An 18,219-nucleotide genomic window follows, 5' to 3' on the forward strand; every position below is an offset into this window, starting at 1 on the left:
GTGCCCCATACGCCGCACGACATCTTCCTGCGCAGCAGCGCGCCCGTCACGATCGACGAGGATCTGTGCATCGCCGACAAGGGCTGCACCGTCTGCGTCGACGTGTGCCCGCTCGACCTGCTCGCGATCGACGTAGCGAAAGGCAAGGCCTACATGCAGTTCGACGAGTGCTGGTACTGCATGCCGTGCGAGCGCGACTGCCCGACCGGCGCGGTCAAGGTCGACATCCCGTACCTGCTGCGCTGATCGTGCGCGCGGCAGGCTCTCACCCTCCCCCGACCGTTTACCCATGACCGCCTCTGCCTTCGCTTCCCCGCTGCCCGGCGCGCACGATCCCGACCTGGCCGCACTCGTCGCCCGCCTCGCCGCGCCCGACGCGTCCGTGCGCCGCATCGCACTGCTCGAACTCGCCGATCTCGAGGATCCCGACTGCGTACCCGCGTTCGTCGCGTCACTGCGCGACGATGCGTCGGCCGACGTACGCGGCGAAGCCGCCCGCGTGCTCGGCGCGTGGGAGCAGCCCGATGTCGTCGACGCACTGTGCGGCGCGCTGCTCGACCCGGACGACGGTGTACGCGCCACCGCCGCGCAAAGCCTGTCCGAACTGAAGGACGCCGCATCGGGCGCGGTGCTGCGTCGCTGGGCCGACCGGCCGGAACCGTTCGTGCGCGGCGCCGTACTGCGCGGCCTGCGCGAACTGCGCGACCCCGATGCGTTTTCGCCCGCGCTGCACGCGCTCGATGCCGACGCGGCCGCCGTGCGCGCCGAGGCCGTCGCGGTGCTCGGCTGGCTCAAGGATGTGCATGCGTTGCCGCCGCTCGCGCGCGTCGCGACGGCCGACACCGATGCGGACGTACGACGTGCGGCGGTCGGCGCGCTCGGCTTCGCCGCGCCCGGCGACGCGCCCGTCGCGACGGCGCTGCTCGCCGCACTGCGCGACCCCGCGTGGCAAGTGCGCGAGGAAGCGGCCGCGACACTCGGCAAGCTGCGGATCTCCGCTGCGAGCGCACCGCTCGTCGCCGCGGTCGACGACGACTACTGGCAGGTACGCCTGCGCGCCGTCCGCGCGCTCGGCCAATTACGCGACAGCACCGCCGCCCCGGCGATCGCCGCCTTGCTCACGCATGCGATCGGCAACCTGCGCAAGGAGGCCGCGCTCGCGCTCGGCGAACTGCGCGAGCGCGCAACCCTGCCCGCGCTGCACACCGCACTGGAGGATCGCGACCCCGAGGTTCGCAAGGCCGTGCGGATCGCGATCCGGCAGATCGACGAGGCTTCGCGATGATCGTGCCGACCGAAATCGTGCTCGATCATCCGGCACGCGCGCTGACGCTGCGCTGGCCGGACGGCGACACGCAGCGCATCGGCTATGCGCAGTTGCGCAGCGGCTGCCCGTGCGCGGAATGCCGTCGGATCCGGTACGACGGTGGCCGGGTCGACGTGCGGCCCGACCTCACGCTGGACGATGTGGAACCGGCCGGCTACGGTATCCGTCTCGCGTTTGGCGACGGCCATGCACGCGGCATCTATCCGTGGCCGTATCTGGCCGGCATGAACGCAGCGCCGTCGCCTCGCTAGAACCGCTTCCTGCGCGACACGCGCGGCATCGCCGACACGCGAGCGAAAACGCTGCGATACTGACGGCCACGATCGTCTCCACTCACAGCGGGAGTCAGGACATGCAAACGGCAGTCGGATTCATCGGCCTCGGCGTGATGGGCACGCCGATGGCGCTCAATCTCGCGCGGGCCGGCACGCCGCTCGTCGCATGGAGCCGCTCCCACGGCAGCGACGACGCGCTGCGCGACGCCGGCGCACGCATCGCCGAGCATGCCGACGACGTGTTCGCAGCCTGCCGCACCGTGATCCTGATGCTCGCGAACGACACCGCGATCGACACCGTCCTCGGGCGCGGCACGCCCGACTTCAGTCGTCGCGTCGGCGACCACGTGATCGTGAACATGGGCACCACGTCGCCGGAATACTCGCGCGCGCTGGCCGACGAGATCGCGGCCGCGTCGGGCCGCTACGTCGAGGCACCCGTGTCGGGGTCGCGCAAGCCGGCCGAAGCGGGCCAGCTCGTCGTGATGCTGGCCGGTGCGCCGGACGACGTCGACGCGGTCCGCCCGCTCGTGAAGCCGCTATGCCGCGACAGCTTCATCTGCGGCGAGGTGCCGTCGGCGCTGACCATGAAGCTCGCCGTCAACCTGTTCCTGATCACGATGGTCACCGGCCTGACCGAAGCCACGCATTTCGCGCAGCGCCACGGCATCGATCTCGCCCGCTTCGCCGACGTGCTGAATGCCGGCCCGATGGCGAGCGACGTGTCGCGCGTGAAGATCGGCAAGCTCGTCGCGGCGGATTTCTCCGTGCAGGCCGCGATCACCGACGTGCTGAAGAATGCGCGCCTCGTCGCCGAATCGGCGCGCAGCATCGGCATCGCGTCGCCGCTGCTCGATATCTGCCACGCGCTTTACGGCGAGACCGAACAGGCCGGGCATGGGTCCGCCGACATGGTCGCCGTGATCCGCGCGATCGAGCAGCGTACCGAGGACGGGCGATGAATCGTCGCCTGACGTCGCTCACCTGCCCACGCTTCGACGCATAGAACCATCATGTCCGATTCGTCGCCCGCGCCGATCGTGCGCCCCGTTCCCGCCGTGATCGGCGTCGTCCTCCGCGAGCGCGACGTGCTGATGGTTCGCCGCGCCAATCCACCCGATGCCGGCTGCTGGGGGTTTCCCGGCGGCAAGATCGAAGCGGGCGAAACCGTCACGCGCGCCACCGTGCGCGAGATCGCCGAAGAAACCGCGATCGACGTCGAAGCGCTGGACGTGTTCACCGCACTGGATGCGTTCGATCACGATGCCAATGGCGGCCTGCGCCAGCATTACGTGTTGGTCGCCGTGTTGTGCAAGTGGCTGCGCGGCATGCCCGTTGCGGGTGACGATGCACTCGAAGCGCGCTGGTTCGATCTCGCCGAACTCGATCGTGACGATCTGCCGATGAGTGCGGGCGTGCGGGACGTGGCGCGGCGGGCGGTGGAACGGGCGGCAGCCCTGGCCGAAACGCGTCGCGCCCCAACCTGACATAATGCTTACTTTTCGCGTCGCCCTGCAGTCAGCCCGATCGGGACCCTGACGGCGCCGGCCACCTGCCTGCATCGCGACCAAAACAACAAATCAAATCATGATCAGAATCCGCCACTCCACCCCGGCCGATGGCCCACGCGTGCTCGATATCTGGCGCAGCGCGGTCGATGCCACGCATCACTTCCTGAGCGACGACGACCGTCGCGCGATCGAATCCGAAGTCGTCGCGTTCCTGCCCGGTGCACCGCTCGATCTCGCCGTCGACGATACCGACCGTGCGATCGGCTTCATGCTGCTCGACGGCAGTCACATGGAAGCGCTGTTCATCGATCCTGCTCATCATGGCGCGGGGATCGGACGCCTGCTCGTGGAGGCTGCACTCAAGTGTCATCCCGACTTGTCGACTGACGTCAACGAACAGAACGAATCGGCAGCGGGATTCTATGAACGGCTCGGTTTCGAGCGCACCGGGCGATCGGCGCTCGATGGACAAGGTCGCGCTTATCCGTTGATTCACCTGCGTTATCGCGGGGGCGATCAAGCCTGAGCGGTATCACGCAAGCGCATGGCATCTGCTTGCGGCTTCGCGTCGTGCGCTTTCGTCGACGACCCACCCGCGCATCCGAGCGCGTTCGATGCCGCGATACCCGTGACATCCCTGCCTCACCGGTATCGCGCGCATCGCACCGTTACGCGCGTCCTCGCGCAAGCCTGCTCCCCACGGCCGCGAACGCGCGCTGCATGAAGCCGTTGAACCGCTCGGCATCGCGCCGCAGCCCGGCCTGCTGGCCGCCGATCAGACAGAGATGTGCGAGCTGTCCCACGATCTCGGCTTCACCCGGCATGCGGGCCCAGCGGCGGGACGTCTCGACCGCGAATGCCAGGCGCGTCGCATCGACGCGCTGCTGGAATTCCGCCACCAGCGGATCGTGCAGCGCCCACGCGCGAATCGCGATTTCACGGCCGGGCCGCTTCTCCGCGGCGATGTGCAGGTAGCGCGTCAGCGTGTCGCCCGCGCTGCGGCCGTCTGCCGCGTACGCGAGCATGCGTGCGGTGTAGTCGCTCTCCCACGCGGTCAGCAAGGTCCTGACGAAATCCTCGCGATTGCGGAAGTGGTGATAGAACGATCCGCGGGTCACGTTCAGCCGTCGCGCGAGGCTTTCGGCCGAAATGCCCGCATACCCTTCCCCGTCGAGGGCGTCGAAGCCCGCTGCAATCCAGTCGTTTCGCGTCAGTGTGCTCATCGTCATCGCCATACAGGCTGTGTATGGTGCGGCATGGACAGATAGGCTGCGAACTCTATCACGGCCGCCGCCGCTTCCGGCAGCCCGCCACTACGCATGGAGTCCACCTTGAAAGACATCGCTCTCGTCGCATTCGACCGGTTTACCGACGTCGACCTGTTCCTGATGTGGGACATTCTCGGCCGCAACAACCGCGACTGGCGCGTCCGGATCCTGGGAGCGCAGCCGGTGCTGCATTCCGCACATGGTCTGGCCATCCCGACGCACGGCCCGCTTGCCGATGCCAATCACGCCGACGCGGTGCTCTTTTCGAGCGGCAAGGAAGGCGTACCGGCCGCACTGGCCCATCCCGACTTCCTGCCGTCGTTCGATCTCGATCCCGAGCGCCAGCTGGTCGGATCGATCTGCGGCGGCGCCTTCATTCTCGAGCGGCTCGGGCTGCTGCCGGAGCGTCGCGCCACGACGCATCCAGACGCGCGCAAGGGTTTGCAGGCACTCGGGCTGGACGTGCTGGACCAGCCGCTGGTATGCCACGGCAACATCGCGACCGCGGGCGGATGCCTGGCGTCGGTCTATCTGACGGGATGGCTGGTGGAATCGATGTGCGATGCGGACAAGCGCCGCGAGACGCTGCAGCCTGTGCTGCCTGCCGGGCAACGGGAGATTTTCGAAGATCTGATCGAGTTCAGCATCAGGCAGGGTGCGGGACAAACCACGGGCCCGATCCGGATGGTTGAAGGCGAAAACGGTCTGGCGGCATGACGCGCGGGCCAATGGGCTGCCGATAGTCGGCGGCCGGCACCCTGTTGCATCGTCGTGCGTCCCGCAGCGCCAATGGCGGATCGGGTCGGCGCTCGCCGCAAGGATGGTCGTTTCCCGCGCTGAACGAACCTGTCGCGGGTCTGGAGATGCTAACCTCTCGGCCACTCTAACGACACCGCGTGAAGCAACAGGATTCGACCATGCAAACCGTCGCAGTACTGGACTTCGAAACAACCGGACTTTCGCCGAATATGGGCGACCGTGCGACCGAAATCGCCGTCATCCTGCTCCGGGACGGACAGGTCGTCGACCGTTTTCAGAGCCTGATGAATGCAGGCAGGCGCATACCGTCCGATGTCGTCGCGCTGACCGGCATCACGAACGAGATGATTGCATCGGCGCCCCCGGCATCGAAAGTCATGAAGGAAGCCGCAGCGTTCGTCGGCCAGCATGCGGTCGTCGCGCACAATGCCGGCTTCGACAAACGGTTCTGGCAGGCGGAACTCGGGCTGCTCGGCATGTCGGCCGAGCATGCCTTTGCGTGCACGATGCTCGTGGCGAGACGTATCTACCCGGATGCACAGAGTCACCGCCTGTCGAGCCTGGTGGATATGCTGCGGTTGCCCAAATCGGGCCGCGCGCACCGGGCGATGGTCGATGCCGAGATGGCCGGTCACCTGTGGTGCCGATTGCAGCACGATATTGCGCGGACTTACGGGCTGAATCGCATCGATCACGCGCTCATGGCGCGTGTCCAGGCAACGGCCAAGGCGAAAGTGCCGACGTACCTGCGTTCGCTCGTGGACTCGCATGCGTGAGATTCGATCGGCGGACGCGAGCGATCGCCATCGGGCGCACAACGGATTGCCGCGTCACGAATGACGCACGCCGTTTCGTGACTCAGGCGACGCGTTAACGAAAAACGGCTTGGCAATCGCCAAGCCGTTTCTTGTCCCGGTCCGTGCCGGGACAGCGAACACGCTGAACCCGCCATCCGCTCACGCCCTATCGCGCTATCAACCGATGCGCAACGACGAGGGCAGAATCGAACGCCGATTCAGCACGAACGCTTATTCCCACTCGATCGTCGCCGGCGGCTTGCCCGAGATGTCGTACACGACACGGTTGATCCCGCGCACTTCGTTGATGATCCGGTTCGACGCGCGGCCGAGCAGCGCGTACGGCAGATGCGCCCAGTGTGCGGTCATGAAGTCGGTCGTCTGCACCGCGCGCAGCGACGTCACGTAGTCGTACGTGCGGCCATCGCCCATCACGCCCACCGACTTGACCGGCAGGAACACCGCGAACGCCTGGCTGGTCAAGTCGTACCAGCTCTTGCCGACATCGGCTTCGCCGCACAGGCCGGCAGCCGCATCGTGCGCGGTCGCGGTCGTGTTGCGCAGTTCCTCGATGAAGATCGCGTCCGCGCGGCGCAGCAGGTCTGCAAACTCGCGCTTCACTTCGCCGAGGATCCGCACGCCGAGGCCCGGGCCCGGGAACGGATGGCGGTACACCATCTCCGGCGGCAGGCCGAGCGCGACGCCCAGCTCGCGCACTTCGTCCTTGAACAGGTCGCGCAGCGGCTCGAGCAGCTTCAGGCCGAGCGTTTCCGGCAGGCCGCCGACGTTGTGGTGGCTCTTGATCGTCGTCGCCTTCTTGGTCTTCGTACCGCCCGATTCGACCACGTCCGGATAGATCGTGCCCTGCGCAAGCCACTTCGCCTTCGACAGCTTCTTCGCCTCGGCCTGGAACACCTCGACGAACTCGCGGCCGATGATCTTGCGCTTCGCTTCCGGATCGGTCACGCCGGCCAGGTGGCCGAGGAACTGATCGGCCGCGTCGACGTGCACGACCTTCGCGTGCAGGCGGCCCTCGAACATGTCGAGCACCATCTTGCCTTCGTTCAGGCGCAGCAGGCCGTGGTCGACGAACACGCAGGTGAGCTGGTCGCCGATCGCGCGATGGATCAGCGCGGCCGCGACGCTCGAATCGACACCACCCGACAGGCCGAGAATCACTTCCTCGTCACCGACCTGCTCGCGGATCTTCGCGACGGCTTCCTCGATGTGGTTTTTCATGATCCAGTCGGGCTTCGCGCCGGCGATCTGCAGCACGAAGCGTTCGATGATCTGGCGGCCCTTCAGCGTGTGCGTGACTTCCGGGTGGAACTGCACCGCGTAGTAGCCGCGTGCCTCGTCGGCCATGCCGGCGATCGGGCAGCTCGGCGTCGACGCCATCAGCGCGAAGCCCGGCGGCAGCTCGGCGACCTTGTCGCCGTGGCTCATCCAGACCTTCAGCATGCCGTGGCCTTCGTCGGTCTTGAAATCCTCGATGCCGTCGAGCAGGCGCGTATGGCCATGCGCGCGCATTTCCGCGTAACCGAATTCGCGGTGGTCGCTCCACTCGACCTTGCCGCCGAGCTGCACGGCCATCGTCTGCATGCCGTAGCAAATGCCGAGCACCGGCACGCCGAGATCCCATACGGCCTGCGGCGCGCGCAGCTGATGGTCTTCGTACGTGCTCGCGTGGCTGCCCGACAGGATCACCGCCTTCGGCGCGAACTCGCGGACGAAGTCGTCGGACACATCGTTCGGATGGATTTCGCAGTAGACGTGCGCTTCGCGCACGCGTCGCGCAATCAGTTGGGTGACTTGCGAACCGAAGTCGAGAATCAGGATTTTGTCGTGCATGGCTGCGGACGGGATGAAGAGAATAAGAAAAGCAGCGCATCATTTACATCATGCGCTGCGTCAATAGCATGGACAGCGGCGTCGGGCGGAAGGCAGCACGCGCGACGCATGGCCGGTCAATCCTGCATCGGCGGGCGTTCGTCGAGTGCGACGCCGCCTGACGATTGACTGGAGCCGGATGAAGCCGGCGACGATGCAGCGGATGCCGCAGGACGGCTGACGACGGGTTCGACACGCTGTGGCGCGGACGACGACGCGGGCGCCATCGCCGGCTCGGCCGGACGCTGCGCCGGCGCGCGCGCGTCGAGCGCCTGCGCTTTCTCGCGCCGGCGCACGGCCGATGCGAGCCGCACGCCGCCGAGGCCGAGCACGATCAGCACGACACCGGCCACGGCCGACAGCACCCGGCCGGCGGCAGCCAGCGCGGGACCGCTGCCGGTGCCGATCGACCAGACGATCGTCAGCACGCCGGTCAGCCAGTACACGTGGCCGACCGACCGCGCGACGGGCGCGGTGAGATCCCCGTTGAACGCTGCATGAAACGCGAGCCACGCGAGCCCGAGCAACGCGATGCCGAACGCCTGGCCGAGCATCGCCGGCTGGACGCTCGCCAGCTGCAGCGCGTTGAACAGCGACTGCCAGGGCGTCAGCACGAACAGCACGCCGAACGCCAGCAGCAACACGGCATCGACGATCAACACGGCTCGCAGCAGCGGTTTCATCGGCGATCAGTCCACGTGGTAGTTCGGCGCTTCCTTCGTGATCTGCACGTCGTGCACGTGCGACTCGCGCATGCCCGCCGCGGTGATCTGGACGAATTCAGCCTTGTCGTGCAGCTCGTCGATCGTCTTGCAGCCGCAGTAGCCCATGCTCGCGCGCACGCCGCCGACCAGCTGGAACAGGATCGCGTTGACCGAACCCTTGTACGCGACACGGCCTTCGATGCCTTCCGGCACGAGCTTGTCGATGTTCGCCGAGTTGTCCTGGAAGTAGCGGTCTGCCGCGCCGTCCTTCATCGCGCCGACGGAACCCATGCCGCGGTACGACTTGTACTGGCGGCCCTGGTACAGGAACACGTCGCCCGGCGCCTCTTCGGTACCCGCGAACATGCTGCCCATCATCACCGCGTTCGCGCCGGCCGCGAGGGCCTTCGACACGTCGCCCGAGAAGCGCACGCCGCCGTCGGCGATGCACGGTACGCCCGTGCCCTTCAGCGCTTCCGCGACATTCGCGATCGCGCTGATCTGCGGCACGCCGACACCGGCGACGATCCGCGTCGTGCAGATCGAGCCCGGGCCGATACCGACCTTGACTGCATCCGCGCCGTATTCGACGAGCGCCTTCGCGGCGGCGGCCGTTGCGATGTTGCCGCCGATCACTTCGACGTGCGGGAAATTCTGCTTGACCCAGCGCACGCGCTCGAGCACGCCCTTGCTGTGGCCGTGTGCGGTATCGACGACGATCACGTCGACGCCGGCCTGCACCAGCAGCTCGACGCGCTCTTCGTTGTCGGGACCGACGCCGACCGCCGCGCCTGCGCGCAGCTTGCCGTGTTCGTCCTTGCACGCATCCGGGTGCTCGGTCTGCTTCGTGATGTCCTTGACGGTCATCAGGCCGCGCAGTTCGAACGCGTCGTTGACGACCAGCACGCGCTCGAGGCGGTGGCTGTGCATCAGCGCCTTCGCTTCGGCGAGCGGCGTGCCTTCCTTGACCGTGACGAGGCGCTCGCGCGGCGTCATGATCGACTTGACCGGCTCATCGAGGCGGGTTTCGAAACGCAGGTCGCGGTTCGTGACGATGCCGACGAGCAGCGGGCCTTCGACGACCGGGAAGCCCGAGATGCCATGCTGGCGCGACAGCGCGATCACGTCGCGCACCTTCATTTGCGGCGGCACCGTGATCGGATCGCGGACGACGCCCGATTCGAAACGCTTGACCTTCGCGACCTCGCGAGCCTGTTCGGCCGGCGTCAGGTTCTTGTGGACGATACCGACGCCACCCTGCTGTGCCATCGCGATCGCGAGGCGACCTTCGGTGACCGTGTCCATGGCGGCGGACACGAGCGGCATGTTCAGGGAGATGTTGCGGGTCAGCTTGGTCTTGAGGCTGGTGTCGCGCGGGAGAACGTCGGAGAAGGCGGGAACGAGGAGCACGTCATCGAAAGTGAGTGCTTTTTGGATCAGACGCATGGCAAATCCTATGGGCGCAAAAGCGAATTATACGCGAAGCGCTGCGAATTTTCACAACACGAACAACGGCTTAGCCGCTTTCCTCCGTTCGGGGGCCGAATCGTTCGGTTCGCCGTTCGGTTCGTTTTCGATCGCCTTTCGTTTCACCGCCACATCGCGCCATTCGCGCAACGGGCCGCGACACCGCATGTGCGCCCGTCGCGACCGCGCTGCACGGCGGTAGCGGCCGCGGTCGAGCGCCGCGCGGCGACGGCCAAAGTGGCTCGCGCCGCGGCCTCACAGGAGCCCGGCCGCGCGCACGATCATCGCGCTGCCTGCCCCGATCGCGCCCCAGCCGACGATCTGCGCGACGCGCCCGCCAGCCAGCACCAGGCGCTCGGCGGCCATCGCGACCGTCACGACGGCCATTACGCGCAGATCCATCGCGCCGGCTGCCAGCGCGACCGCCATCAGGTTCCCGCAACAGGCGCCGCAACGCATCGCGGCTCGCACGCCGTGCCGCCAGGCGGCGCCCGTGCCCGCCCGCGACAGGCCTGCGTGCGCCGCCGCGTGACGGCAGCAGGCCAACCGGTGCGCCTTCCACGCCGAAAGCTGCCACACCCCCGCACCGGACACGATCGCACCGGCCGCGAACGGCATCGCACGGGCGAGCGCCGGCAGTCGGACAGCGGCGGCGGTCAGCGCGGCGCCAGCAGGAAACACAAGCGCCCCAAGCGCCATCCATACCGCGAAATATCCCGCGCCGGCTACAACGACCAGCCAGGTCGAACGCGCCGCGGCCAACGAACCCACGCTCTGCCGGTATCGCCAGAGCACCGGCGCCAGCACGGGCAGCATCATCGCCACCGTCATCGTGCCCCACATGCCGGCGAACGCCGCGAACGTGCGGCCGGCGCCCCATCCGCACGGCCGCTGCCATGCCGCCGAGGACATCCAGCCGCCGGACACCGGTGCGCCCCCCATCGCGGCCATCGACGCGTGCTGCGCGACGGTCGCGATCGCGGCGACGGCGAACACGGCCACCAACACCGCCCCGAAGGCCCGCGAATCGGGGCCCGCATCGCCGGCCGCCCGCCGTGTCATCGCCCGCCTCCACTCGTCGCCGGCGCGCTCAGCCGCGTGCATACTCGTCATGACGGCGCCACCACGGGCCGGTCTCGTTGCGCCCGCGCGGCGCGCGATCGAGCCACTGGTACATCCCCCACAGCCCGTCGAGCCCGCGCGCGTAGGTCGAATACGTGTGATAAACCGCGCCGTCCTCGCGCACGAACGCGCTCATCCCCGGCCGGTCGAGCGAATACGTGACCGCATCGGTGCCGCAGGTCGCCGCGAACTCCACGACAGGGGCCGGCGGCGGATCCATGTCCATTGCGTGGCCGGCCCGCGCGTAGTTGTACTCGACGTCGCCCGCGCGCTGCTGCGTTTCGGTGAACGACACATTGAAGTCGAAGTTGAAATCGCTGCCGACCGACGACGCCCACGGGAAGCTCCACCCCATCCGCTGCCGGTAAGCGAGCAGCTTCGCGAGCGGCGCGCGCGACACGGCCGCGAGCGTCACGTCGTGGTTCGCCAGGTGCACGGCAAAGCCGTCGAAACCGTCGGCAATCGACGAACACGACGGGCAACCAGCCTTGTAGTCGGGGCCGAACATGAAGTGATAGACGAGCAGTTGCGACCGGCCGCGAAACAGGTCGTCGAGCGTTGCCTGCCCGTCTTCGGTGTCGAACCGGTAGGTCTTGTCGACGCGCACCCACGGCAGTGCCTGGCGCCGCCGTGCGAGTTCGTCGCTTTGCCGGGTCAGCGCCTTTTCCGCGTCGAGCAGCGCGCGGCGCTCGGCCAGCCATTCGTCGCGCGTTCCGGTGAGATGGGTCGTCATTGCGGGTGCCTCCTTCCGATGGGTTTCCGGGCACGGCGTCCGGCGCCGTGTGCATGGTGCTAGATTAGTGGCGGGCATCGGGCCGGAGGGAGTGACAAGTGTGTCGGGATTCGGATGGATTCGCTGATCACGGCGGCTGCGCGCGCGCTCGCGGCCGGTGACGCGTTCGGCGCGCTGAACCGCGTCGCGCTGCGCGACGATGCACCGGCGCTCGCGCTGCGCGGGATCGCGATGGCGCAGCTCGGCGATTTCGAACGCGCACGTGCACTCGTGCGCAGCGCCGCACGCGCGTTCGGCGCCAGGGAGGCCGTGGCGCGTGCGCGCTGCGTCGTCGCGGAAGCGGAGATCGCGCTCGCGTCGCGCGACCTGCGCTGGCCGACGCGCGCGCTCGATGCCGCCTGCGCGACGCTCGACTCGCACGGCGACCGCGCGAACGCCGCGCATGCGCGCTATCTCGGCGTGCGCCGGCTGCTGTTGATCGGTCAGCTCGACGATGCCGAACGGATGCTCGCGAATCTCGATCCCGCGCCGCTCCCGGCCGCATCGCGCGCCGCCCATGAGCTGATCGCGGCCGGCATCGCGATGCGCCGCATCCGCACGCACACGGCCCGCGCGGCGCTCGCCCGAGCACGCGCCGCGGCCGGCGACGCCGGCATCGCCGCGCTCACGGCCGAGGTCGACACCGCGGCACGCGTGCTCGACGCGCCGGCCGCGCGCCTCATCGCGCGCGGCACGTCGCGGCTCGTGCAACTCGACGAAGTCGAGACGCTGTTCGCATCGAACGCGCTCGTCGTCGATGCGTGCCGCCACACGGTGCGCGACGCGCGCACGACCGTGTCGCTCGCGCGGCGGCCCGTGCTGTTCGTGCTCGCCCGCGCGCTCGGCGAGGCATGGCCGGCCGATGTGTCGCGCAACGCGCTCGTCGCGGCCGCGTTCCGCGCGAAACACGCGGACGAATCGCATCGCGCGCGCCTGCGCGTCGAGATGGGCCGGCTGCGCGCGATGCTCAGGCCGCTCGCAAACGTCATCGCGACGCCGCGCGGCTTTGCGCTCGAACCGCTCGGCGTACGCGAGACCGTCGTCCTGGCGCGCCCGGTCGACGATCGCCACGCAGCCGTGCTCGCGCTCCTCGCCGATGGCGAAGCGTGGTCGAGCTCCGCGCTCGCGCTGGCCCTCGGCGCAAGCCAGCGCACCGTGCAGCGCGCGCTCGACGCGCTCGCCGAAGCGGACAAGGTCCAGGCGCTCGGCCGCGGCCGCGCGCGCCGCTGGATGACACCGCCGCTGCCCGGTTTCGCGACGACCTTGTTACTCCCTGCCCCGCTGCCGGGCGATTAGGATGACCTCACCGAACGACGAGGTGACGAACATGAAACGCTCCAGTGCAGAGATCCTTCGCGAATACGGCCCGTTTCCGGGCGTCGACGGCGTACATGGCGTCACGTTCGACGGGCAGTACGTGTGGTACGCGTCCGGCGACAAGCTCAATGCGCTCGACCCGGAACGCGGCACGACGGTCCGCTCGCTCGACGTCGCCGCGCATGCGGGCTCGGCGTTCGACGGCCGCCACCTGTACCAGATCGTCGAGGACCGCATCGAGAAGATCGACCCCGAATCGGGCCGCGTGCTCGCGACGATTCCCGCCCCCGGCGGCGGCGGCGATTCGGGACTGGCATGGGCGGAAGGCACGCTGTGGGTCGGCCAGTACCGCGAACGCAAGATTCATCAGGTGGATCCGCAATCGGGCACCGTGCTGCGCACGATCGAATCGAACCGCTTCGTCACCGGCGTGACGTGGGTCGACGGCGAGCTGTGGCACGGCACCTGGGAAGCCGACCAGGCCGACCTGCGGCACATCGATCCGCGCACGGGCCGCGTGCTCGAGCAGGTCGACATGCCGGCCGGGGTCGGCGTATCGGGGCTCGAATCGGACGGCCACGACCGCTTCTACTGCGGCGGCGGCAACAGCGGCACGTTGCGCACCGTGCGCCGGCCCGCGCGGGCGCGGACGTCGGGCAACAACGCGGGAGCCGCGCCCGATTCTGCCGACGAATGATCCGCCGCCTGCCGCGATCGCTCCCGGGCGCAGCACGCCTGCGCCCCGCCCGGCACCGAGTGCAGGAATGAACAAGACGACGACGCAACGGCGTCGCTAAGATGCGCGCTCGTCAGTCATGTGTTCGGAGCGGTCGATGCAGCGCGGTGTGGTCTATGGTGTCCTGGCAGGTGCCCTGTGGGGCATGGTGTTTCTCGTTCCGCGGCTGCTGACCGACTTCTCGCCGCTGCTGCTGAGCGCCGGCCGCTACGCGATGTACGGCCTCGTCTCGTTGGCAGCCGCGCTGCCGGCCGCCCGCTCTCTGCTCGCGCGGCTGACCCGCGAGGATCTCGTCGCGCTGGTCAGGCTCGCCGTCGTCGGCAATGTCGCGTACTACATGCTGCTGTCCGGCGCCGTGCACCTGATCGGCATCGCACCCAGCTCCCTGATCGTCGGCGTGCTGCCCGTCACGGTCACGCTCGCGGGCCTCGGCGACCACGGCGCCGTGCCGCTGCGGCGGCTCGCGGCCCCGCTCGCGCTGGTGATCGCGGGCATCGTCTGCATCAACGTCGACCTGTTCACGTCCGAGGCCGCGCATGCGACGACGCTCGGCCAGAAGCTCGCCGGGATTGCCTGCGCAGCCGGCGCGCTCGCGAGCTGGACCTGGTATGCGGTCGCGAACGCCCGCTATCTTCAGCGCCATCATCATTTCGGCGGCAACGAGTGGTCGGTGCTGTGGGGTGTCGTGACGGGCCTGATCGGCGGACTCGTCTGGATCGCGATCCTCGCGCTGCCGGTCGGCACGGTGCAGGCAGCCGTCCCGGCGTCGCGCTGGCAGCTGTTCTGGCTGCTGAACCTCGTGCTCGCGATCGGCGCGTCGTGGCTCGGCAACGGGCTGTGGAATGCCGCGTCGAAGCGGCTGCCGCTCACGCTGTCGGGCCAACTGATCGTGTTCGAAACCGTGTTCGCGATGCTTTACGCGTTCGTGTATGACCAACGGATGCCGCATGCGCTCGAAATCGCCGCGCTGGTGCTGCTGCTCGCGGGCGTCTACGGATCGGTGCGGCAACATGGCAACACGCCAGCCGGCGGCGATACGTCGGGAAGCGCGCCGGCAAATGCAAACGCCGCGGCCCACTGAGCGCCGCGGCGTTTGATCAGACGAAACTGCGTGTAAGCCGCGAACCGGCCCGCGTCAGCGCGCGTCCTTGTGCATCCACTTGCGGCCCTCGATGGAGCCGGCGCGGCGCGACTTGTCGACGCGCCGCTGGCGCGCGAGCTTCGGATCGACGATCAACGGGCGGTAGATTTCGACACGGTCGTGGTCGGCGAGCGGCGCGTGGAGCGGCGCAAGCTTGCCGTACACGCCCGTCTTCGCGTTCGCGAGATCGATTTCCGGGTGCAGCGCGAGCACGCCGCTCGCGTCGATCGCCGAACGAACGGTCGCCCCTTCGGGCAGCGACAGCGGAATCAGCGTCTGGCGATCCGGCAGCGCGTAGCAGACTTCGATCGACAGCATCGCGTCACCCCTTCCCGTAGCGCTGGTCGGCGCGCTTCACGAACGAATCGACGAACGTGTTCGCGATGTGGCTGAACACGGGCCCGATGATCTTCTCGAGCAGGATGCTCGAGAATTCGTAGTGCAGCGCGAATTCGATCTTGCACGCATCGGCACGCAGCGCCGTGAAGCGCCACGCGCCCGTGAACTTCTTGAACGGGCCGTCCGTGAACTCCATGTCGATCCGCGACGGGCGCTGCTGCGTGTTGCGCGTCGCGAAATGCTGCTTGATGCCCTTGAAGTTGATGTCGATGCGCGCTTCCATCCCGCTCTCGTCCTGACGGCGAATCTCGACGCCGCCGCACCAGGGCAGGAAATTGGGGTAGTCGGCCACGTCGGTGACGAGGTCGAACATCTGTTCCGCCGAATGACGGATCAATACGGTTTTCTGGACATCTGCCATAAATCGCGCGGCATCGCTTAAGGTGAGAACGCAAGCCGGGCGATTCCCGCCCCGCTTTGCTAAAATCGTGATTTTAAACGAGTTGGCCCGATCCTTTCATGAGCATCATCGACAACAGGAAAGCGCACTTCGATTATCACATCGAGGAACGCTACGAGGCGGGGCTCGTGCTCGAGGGCTGGGAAGTCAAGGCGCTGCGCGCCGGGCGCGGCCAGATCAGGGAAGGTTACGTCGTGATCAAGCACGCCGAGATCTTCCTGATCGGCACCCATATCAGCCCGCTGCCCGAGGCTTCGACCCACATCACGCCCGACCCGGTTCGCACGCGCAAGCTGCTGCTGCACCGCGAGGAAATCAAGAAACTGATCGGCAAGGTCGAGCAGCGCGGCTACACGCTCGTGCCGCTGAACTTCCACTACAAGGGCGGTCGCGTGAAGTGCGACATCGCGCTCGCGAAGGGCAAGAAGCTGCACGACAAGCGCGAAACCGAGAAGAAGCGCGACTGGGAACGCGAAAAGGCCCGCATCATGCGCGCCGGCACCTGACGCGCGCGACGCGCTTCGCAAAGCAACACGGCCCGCTCGAAGCGGGCCGTGTTGCTTTGGGCCAGGTGAATCGGGCGCGCCGGCTACAAGGGCGACACTCGGCACGCCATACCGCCCGTATCGACTGAAGAAAGGCGCCGTCGACGGTGCCGCACGGGCATCATCCGCGCCCGGCTCCGCGACGATTCGCCGCACGCCGATCGCACGCGGCGGCCACCAGCGCGCCGCGTAAATCCGGACTCAGGCCTTCCCGCCCGAAGCCGCCCCCGCGCTCTTGACGATCGTCAGCGCCGACGAGATCGCGGTGCCGAGATCCGACAGGTTCGCCGGCACGATCAGCGTGTTGCCCTGCTTCGCGAGATTCGAGAATGCGCTGACATACTGCTCGGCCACCTTCAGGTTCACCGCGTCCATCCCGCCCTGCGATTGCATCGCGTTCGCGATCTTCTGGATCGCCTGCGCGTTCGCTTCGGCCACCGCCAGAATCGCGGCCGCTTCGCCCTGCGCCTGGTTGATCGCGGCCTGTCGCTCGCCTTCCGACTTCTGGATCGCCGCTTCGCGCGCGCCCGACGCGAGGTTGATCTGCTCCTGCTTGCGGCCTTCGGATGCGGCGATCAGCGCGCGCTTTTCACGCTCCGCGGTGATCTGCGCCTGCATCGCGTGCAGGATTTCCTTCGGCGGCGTCAGGTCCTTGATCTCGTAGCGCAGGACCTTCACCCCCCAGTTCGCCGCGGCCTGATCGAGCGCCGACACGATGTTGTGGTTGATGAAGTCGCGCTCCTCGAACGTCTTGTCGAGTTCGAGCTTGCCGACCACCGAACGCAACGTGGTTTGCGCGAGCTGCGTGATCGCGAGCACGAAGTTGCTCGATCCGTACGACGCCTTCATCGGATCGGTCACCTGGAAGTACAGCACGCCGTCGACCTGCAACTGCGTGTTGTCGCGCGTGATACAGACCTGGCTCGGCACGTCGAGCGGAATTTCCTTCAGCACGTGCCGGTACGCGATGCGATCGACGAACGGCAGCACGATATTGAGACCCGGCGACAGCGTCGCGTGATAGCGCCCGAAGCGCTCGAGCACCCATGCATGCTGCTGCGGCACGATCTTCACCGTCTTCGACACGATCACGATCGCGATGACGAGCAGAACCACCCAGATGATCAGCGAATCCATGAAGTATTCCCTCCTTGTTGTATCGGCGGACGATCAGCCCGCGGGTTTCGCTACGACCACGAGACAATTGCCGCGCACGGCACTCACCTGATACACGTGCGCATCGTCGCGCTCGCCGTTCTCGAGCTCGACGTCCCAGTCGGCACCGCGATACTGCACGCGCGCGCGGCCGTCACGCCACGCGTCGACCGTGACGGTCGCGCCGATATCGAGATTGACGTCGGGATTGGTCGACGTGTCGCGCTTCTGCTTGCGGCCGAGCCCCGAACGCCGCAACACGATCATCGCGACGATCGCGACCACGGCCGCCGCGCCGAACTGCACGTGCGGCGCGAAACCGGCCAGCTGCAGCAGCCCGCCCGCGAGAAAGCCGAGCGCGATCATCAGCAGATAGAACGTGCCCGTCAGCAACTCGGCCACGACCAGCACGCCCACCGCGACCCACCAGAACAGATGCCCCGACATCATTGTGGTCTCCAGAAAAACATCCGCCGCGTTCACTTGCGTGGCATAGAACCAGAATACGCGCTGAAGCGCTGTTCCGGATCGATTTGTTCGCGGCTCCCGAAAGAGCGGTCGGCACGCTTGGGGCGGCCCGGTTCGTACCGACAAACAAAAACACCCCGGTGTCTACCGGGGTGTTTATAGCATG

At 67.7% G+C, this 18,219-nt stretch carries 22 protein-coding genes; 12 read left to right on the forward strand and 10 right to left on the reverse strand.

Going from position 1 to position 18,219, the window contains the following annotated elements; all coding sequences use genetic code 11:
- The 6 genes from ACN8ZM_RS10640 (at window position 1) to ACN8ZM_RS10665 (ending at window position 3,639) form a co-directional block, all read left to right on the forward strand.
- On the forward strand, window positions 1-246 hold the full coding sequence (locus tag ACN8ZM_RS10640) for a 4Fe-4S dicluster domain-containing protein (RefSeq protein WP_420209945.1): 246 nt from the start codon (window positions 1-3) through the stop codon (window positions 244-246).
- Window positions 247-289: 43 nt separating this feature from the next.
- Window positions 290-1,285, forward strand: coding sequence for a HEAT repeat domain-containing protein (locus tag ACN8ZM_RS10645; protein WP_420209946.1), 996 nt, complete (start codon window positions 290-292; stop codon window positions 1,283-1,285).
- Window positions 1,282-1,578, forward strand: a complete 297-nt coding sequence (locus ACN8ZM_RS10650; RefSeq protein WP_043190909.1) for a gamma-butyrobetaine hydroxylase-like domain-containing protein — start codon at window positions 1,282-1,284, stop codon at window positions 1,576-1,578. Before ACN8ZM_RS10645 ends, ACN8ZM_RS10650 begins: the two co-directional genes overlap by 4 nt.
- Before the next feature lie 101 nt (window positions 1,579-1,679).
- Entirely contained in the window at window positions 1,680-2,564 is an 885-nt protein-coding gene (locus ACN8ZM_RS10655) for an NAD(P)-dependent oxidoreductase (RefSeq protein ID WP_122945679.1), read from the forward strand.
- Between the two features lie 51 nt (window positions 2,565-2,615).
- Complete coding sequence (locus ACN8ZM_RS10660; protein WP_301768713.1) at window positions 2,616-3,089, forward strand: NUDIX hydrolase; 474 nt, start codon at window positions 2,616-2,618, stop codon at window positions 3,087-3,089.
- Window positions 3,090-3,189: 100 nt separating this feature from the next.
- A complete protein-coding gene (locus ACN8ZM_RS10665; protein WP_420209947.1) occupies window positions 3,190-3,639 on the forward strand; it encodes an acetyltransferase in 450 nt (149 codons plus the stop codon).
- Window positions 3,640-3,781: 142 nt separating this feature from the next.
- Here the strand turns inward: ACN8ZM_RS10665 and ACN8ZM_RS10670 are convergent, their stop codons facing one another.
- A complete protein-coding gene (locus ACN8ZM_RS10670) occupies window positions 3,782-4,336 on the reverse strand; it encodes a TetR/AcrR family transcriptional regulator (protein ID WP_420209948.1) in 555 nt (184 codons plus the stop codon).
- 96 nt (window positions 4,337-4,432) lie between these two features.
- On the opposite strand from ACN8ZM_RS10670, the gene ACN8ZM_RS10675 reads away from it, so the two are divergent.
- Window positions 4,433-5,098: a DJ-1/PfpI family protein gene (locus ACN8ZM_RS10675; protein WP_420209949.1), complete on the forward strand. Its 666-nt coding sequence runs from the start codon at window positions 4,433-4,435 to the stop codon at window positions 5,096-5,098.
- A gap of 200 nt (window positions 5,099-5,298) precedes the next feature.
- On the forward strand, window positions 5,299-5,916 hold the full coding sequence (locus tag ACN8ZM_RS10680) for a PolC-type DNA polymerase III (RefSeq protein WP_420209950.1): 618 nt from the start codon (window positions 5,299-5,301) through the stop codon (window positions 5,914-5,916).
- Window positions 5,917-6,168: 252 nt separating this feature from the next.
- Here the strand turns inward: ACN8ZM_RS10680 and guaA are convergent, their stop codons facing one another.
- The 5 genes from guaA to ACN8ZM_RS10705 form a co-directional block, all read right to left on the reverse strand.
- A complete protein-coding gene (guaA, locus tag ACN8ZM_RS10685; protein ID WP_043190896.1) occupies window positions 6,169-7,788 on the reverse strand; it encodes a glutamine-hydrolyzing GMP synthase in 1,620 nt (539 codons plus the stop codon).
- Window positions 7,789-7,904: 116 nt separating this feature from the next.
- Window positions 7,905-8,510, reverse strand: coding sequence for a hypothetical protein (locus ACN8ZM_RS10690; protein ID WP_205822499.1), 606 nt, complete (start codon window positions 8,508-8,510; stop codon window positions 7,905-7,907).
- 6 nt (window positions 8,511-8,516) lie between these two features.
- A complete protein-coding gene (gene guaB / locus ACN8ZM_RS10695) occupies window positions 8,517-9,977 on the reverse strand; it encodes an IMP dehydrogenase (protein ID WP_043190890.1) in 1,461 nt (486 codons plus the stop codon).
- A gap of 276 nt (window positions 9,978-10,253) precedes the next feature.
- The gene (locus tag ACN8ZM_RS10700; protein ID WP_420209951.1) at window positions 10,254-11,060 is read right to left on the reverse strand and encodes a DUF2182 domain-containing protein; all 807 of its coding nucleotides are present in this window, start codon (window positions 11,058-11,060) and stop codon (window positions 10,254-10,256) included.
- Between the two features lie 28 nt (window positions 11,061-11,088).
- On the reverse strand, window positions 11,089-11,853 hold the full coding sequence (locus ACN8ZM_RS10705; protein WP_043190883.1) for a DUF899 domain-containing protein: 765 nt from the start codon (window positions 11,851-11,853) through the stop codon (window positions 11,089-11,091).
- Window positions 11,854-11,967: 114 nt separating this feature from the next.
- Between ACN8ZM_RS10705 and ACN8ZM_RS10710 the strand changes: the two genes are divergently transcribed.
- The 3 genes from ACN8ZM_RS10710 (at window position 11,968) to ACN8ZM_RS10720 (ending at window position 15,026) form a co-directional block, all read left to right on the forward strand.
- Window positions 11,968-13,188 carry a helix-turn-helix domain-containing protein gene (locus ACN8ZM_RS10710; protein WP_420209952.1) on the forward strand — a complete coding sequence of 407 codons (1,221 nt, stop codon included), beginning with the start codon at window positions 11,968-11,970 and terminating at the stop codon, window positions 13,186-13,188.
- A 31-nt stretch (window positions 13,189-13,219) separates the two neighbouring features.
- The gene (locus ACN8ZM_RS10715; protein WP_420209953.1) at window positions 13,220-13,906 is read left to right on the forward strand and encodes a DUF5074 domain-containing protein; all 687 of its coding nucleotides are present in this window, start codon (window positions 13,220-13,222) and stop codon (window positions 13,904-13,906) included.
- 136 nt (window positions 13,907-14,042) lie between these two features.
- Window positions 14,043-15,026, forward strand: a complete 984-nt coding sequence (locus tag ACN8ZM_RS10720; protein ID WP_420209954.1) for a DMT family transporter — start codon at window positions 14,043-14,045, stop codon at window positions 15,024-15,026.
- 54 nt (window positions 15,027-15,080) lie between these two features.
- Here ACN8ZM_RS10720 and ACN8ZM_RS10725 read toward each other — a convergent pair whose 3' ends face one another.
- Entirely contained in the window at window positions 15,081-15,404 is a 324-nt protein-coding gene (locus tag ACN8ZM_RS10725) for an RnfH family protein (RefSeq protein ID WP_420209955.1), read from the reverse strand.
- Window positions 15,405-15,408: 4 nt separating this feature from the next.
- Window positions 15,409-15,846, reverse strand: coding sequence for a type II toxin-antitoxin system RatA family toxin (locus ACN8ZM_RS10730; protein WP_089450832.1), 438 nt, complete (start codon window positions 15,844-15,846; stop codon window positions 15,409-15,411).
- Window positions 15,847-15,944: 98 nt separating this feature from the next.
- Here ACN8ZM_RS10730 and smpB point away from each other — a divergent pair, with 98 nt between their 5' ends.
- Entirely contained in the window at window positions 15,945-16,391 is a 447-nt protein-coding gene (gene smpB / locus ACN8ZM_RS10735; protein WP_039342760.1) for an SsrA-binding protein SmpB, read from the forward strand.
- 240 nt (window positions 16,392-16,631) lie between these two features.
- Here smpB and ACN8ZM_RS10740 read toward each other — a convergent pair whose 3' ends face one another.
- Window positions 16,632-17,567 (reverse strand): SPFH domain-containing protein, encoded by a 936-nt coding sequence (locus ACN8ZM_RS10740; RefSeq protein ID WP_039342757.1) that lies wholly within the window; start codon window positions 17,565-17,567, stop codon window positions 16,632-16,634.
- Window positions 17,568-17,600: 33 nt separating this feature from the next.
- Complete coding sequence (locus ACN8ZM_RS10745; protein WP_043190859.1) at window positions 17,601-18,035, reverse strand: NfeD family protein; 435 nt, start codon at window positions 18,033-18,035, stop codon at window positions 17,601-17,603.
- Window positions 18,036-18,219 lie beyond the last annotated feature (184 nt).

It is taken from the genome of Burkholderia aenigmatica (assembly GCF_048627025.1).
Lineage (GTDB): Bacteria > Pseudomonadota > Gammaproteobacteria > Burkholderiales > Burkholderiaceae > Burkholderia > Burkholderia aenigmatica.

Bases quoted from the DNA above. Each gene is read 5' to 3' on its own strand.
- ACN8ZM_RS10645 (WP_420209946.1), top strand. From the start codon at position 290: ATGACCGCCTCTGCCTTCGCTTCCCCGCTGCCCGGCGCGCACGATCCC.
- ACN8ZM_RS10650 (WP_043190909.1), top strand. From the start codon at position 1,282: ATGATCGTGCCGACCGAAATCGTGCTCGATCATCCGGCACGCGCGCTG.
- ACN8ZM_RS10655 (WP_122945679.1), top strand. From the start codon at position 1,680: ATGCAAACGGCAGTCGGATTCATCGGCCTCGGCGTGATGGGCACGCCG.
- ACN8ZM_RS10660 (WP_301768713.1), top strand. From the start codon at position 2,616: ATGTCCGATTCGTCGCCCGCGCCGATCGTGCGCCCCGTTCCCGCCGTG.
- ACN8ZM_RS10665 (WP_420209947.1), top strand. From the start codon at position 3,190: ATGATCAGAATCCGCCACTCCACCCCGGCCGATGGCCCACGCGTGCTC.
- ACN8ZM_RS10670 (WP_420209948.1), bottom strand. From the start codon at position 4,336: ATGAGCACACTGACGCGAAACGACTGGATTGCAGCGGGCTTCGACGCC.
- ACN8ZM_RS10675 (WP_420209949.1), top strand. From the start codon at position 4,433: ATGGAGTCCACCTTGAAAGACATCGCTCTCGTCGCATTCGACCGGTTT.
- ACN8ZM_RS10680 (WP_420209950.1), top strand. From the start codon at position 5,299: ATGCAAACCGTCGCAGTACTGGACTTCGAAACAACCGGACTTTCGCCG.
- guaA (WP_043190896.1), bottom strand. From the start codon at position 7,788: ATGCACGACAAAATCCTGATTCTCGACTTCGGTTCGCAAGTCACCCAA.
- ACN8ZM_RS10690 (WP_205822499.1), bottom strand. From the start codon at position 8,510: ATGAAACCGCTGCTGCGAGCCGTGTTGATCGTCGATGCCGTGTTGCTG.
- guaB (WP_043190890.1), bottom strand. From the start codon at position 9,977: ATGCGTCTGATCCAAAAAGCACTCACTTTCGATGACGTGCTCCTCGTT.
- ACN8ZM_RS10700 (WP_420209951.1), bottom strand. From the start codon at position 11,060: ATGACACGGCGGGCGGCCGGCGATGCGGGCCCCGATTCGCGGGCCTTC.
- ACN8ZM_RS10705 (WP_043190883.1), bottom strand. From the start codon at position 11,853: ATGACGACCCATCTCACCGGAACGCGCGACGAATGGCTGGCCGAGCGC.
- ACN8ZM_RS10710 (WP_420209952.1), top strand. From the start codon at position 11,968: ATGGATTCGCTGATCACGGCGGCTGCGCGCGCGCTCGCGGCCGGTGAC.
- ACN8ZM_RS10715 (WP_420209953.1), top strand. From the start codon at position 13,220: ATGAAACGCTCCAGTGCAGAGATCCTTCGCGAATACGGCCCGTTTCCG.
- ACN8ZM_RS10720 (WP_420209954.1), top strand. From the start codon at position 14,043: ATGCAGCGCGGTGTGGTCTATGGTGTCCTGGCAGGTGCCCTGTGGGGC.
- ACN8ZM_RS10725 (WP_420209955.1), bottom strand. From the start codon at position 15,404: ATGCTGTCGATCGAAGTCTGCTACGCGCTGCCGGATCGCCAGACGCTG.
- ACN8ZM_RS10730 (WP_089450832.1), bottom strand. From the start codon at position 15,846: ATGGCAGATGTCCAGAAAACCGTATTGATCCGTCATTCGGCGGAACAG.
- smpB (WP_039342760.1), top strand. From the start codon at position 15,945: ATGAGCATCATCGACAACAGGAAAGCGCACTTCGATTATCACATCGAG.
- ACN8ZM_RS10740 (WP_039342757.1), bottom strand. From the start codon at position 17,567: ATGGATTCGCTGATCATCTGGGTGGTTCTGCTCGTCATCGCGATCGTG.
- ACN8ZM_RS10745 (WP_043190859.1), bottom strand. From the start codon at position 18,035: ATGATGTCGGGGCATCTGTTCTGGTGGGTCGCGGTGGGCGTGCTGGTC.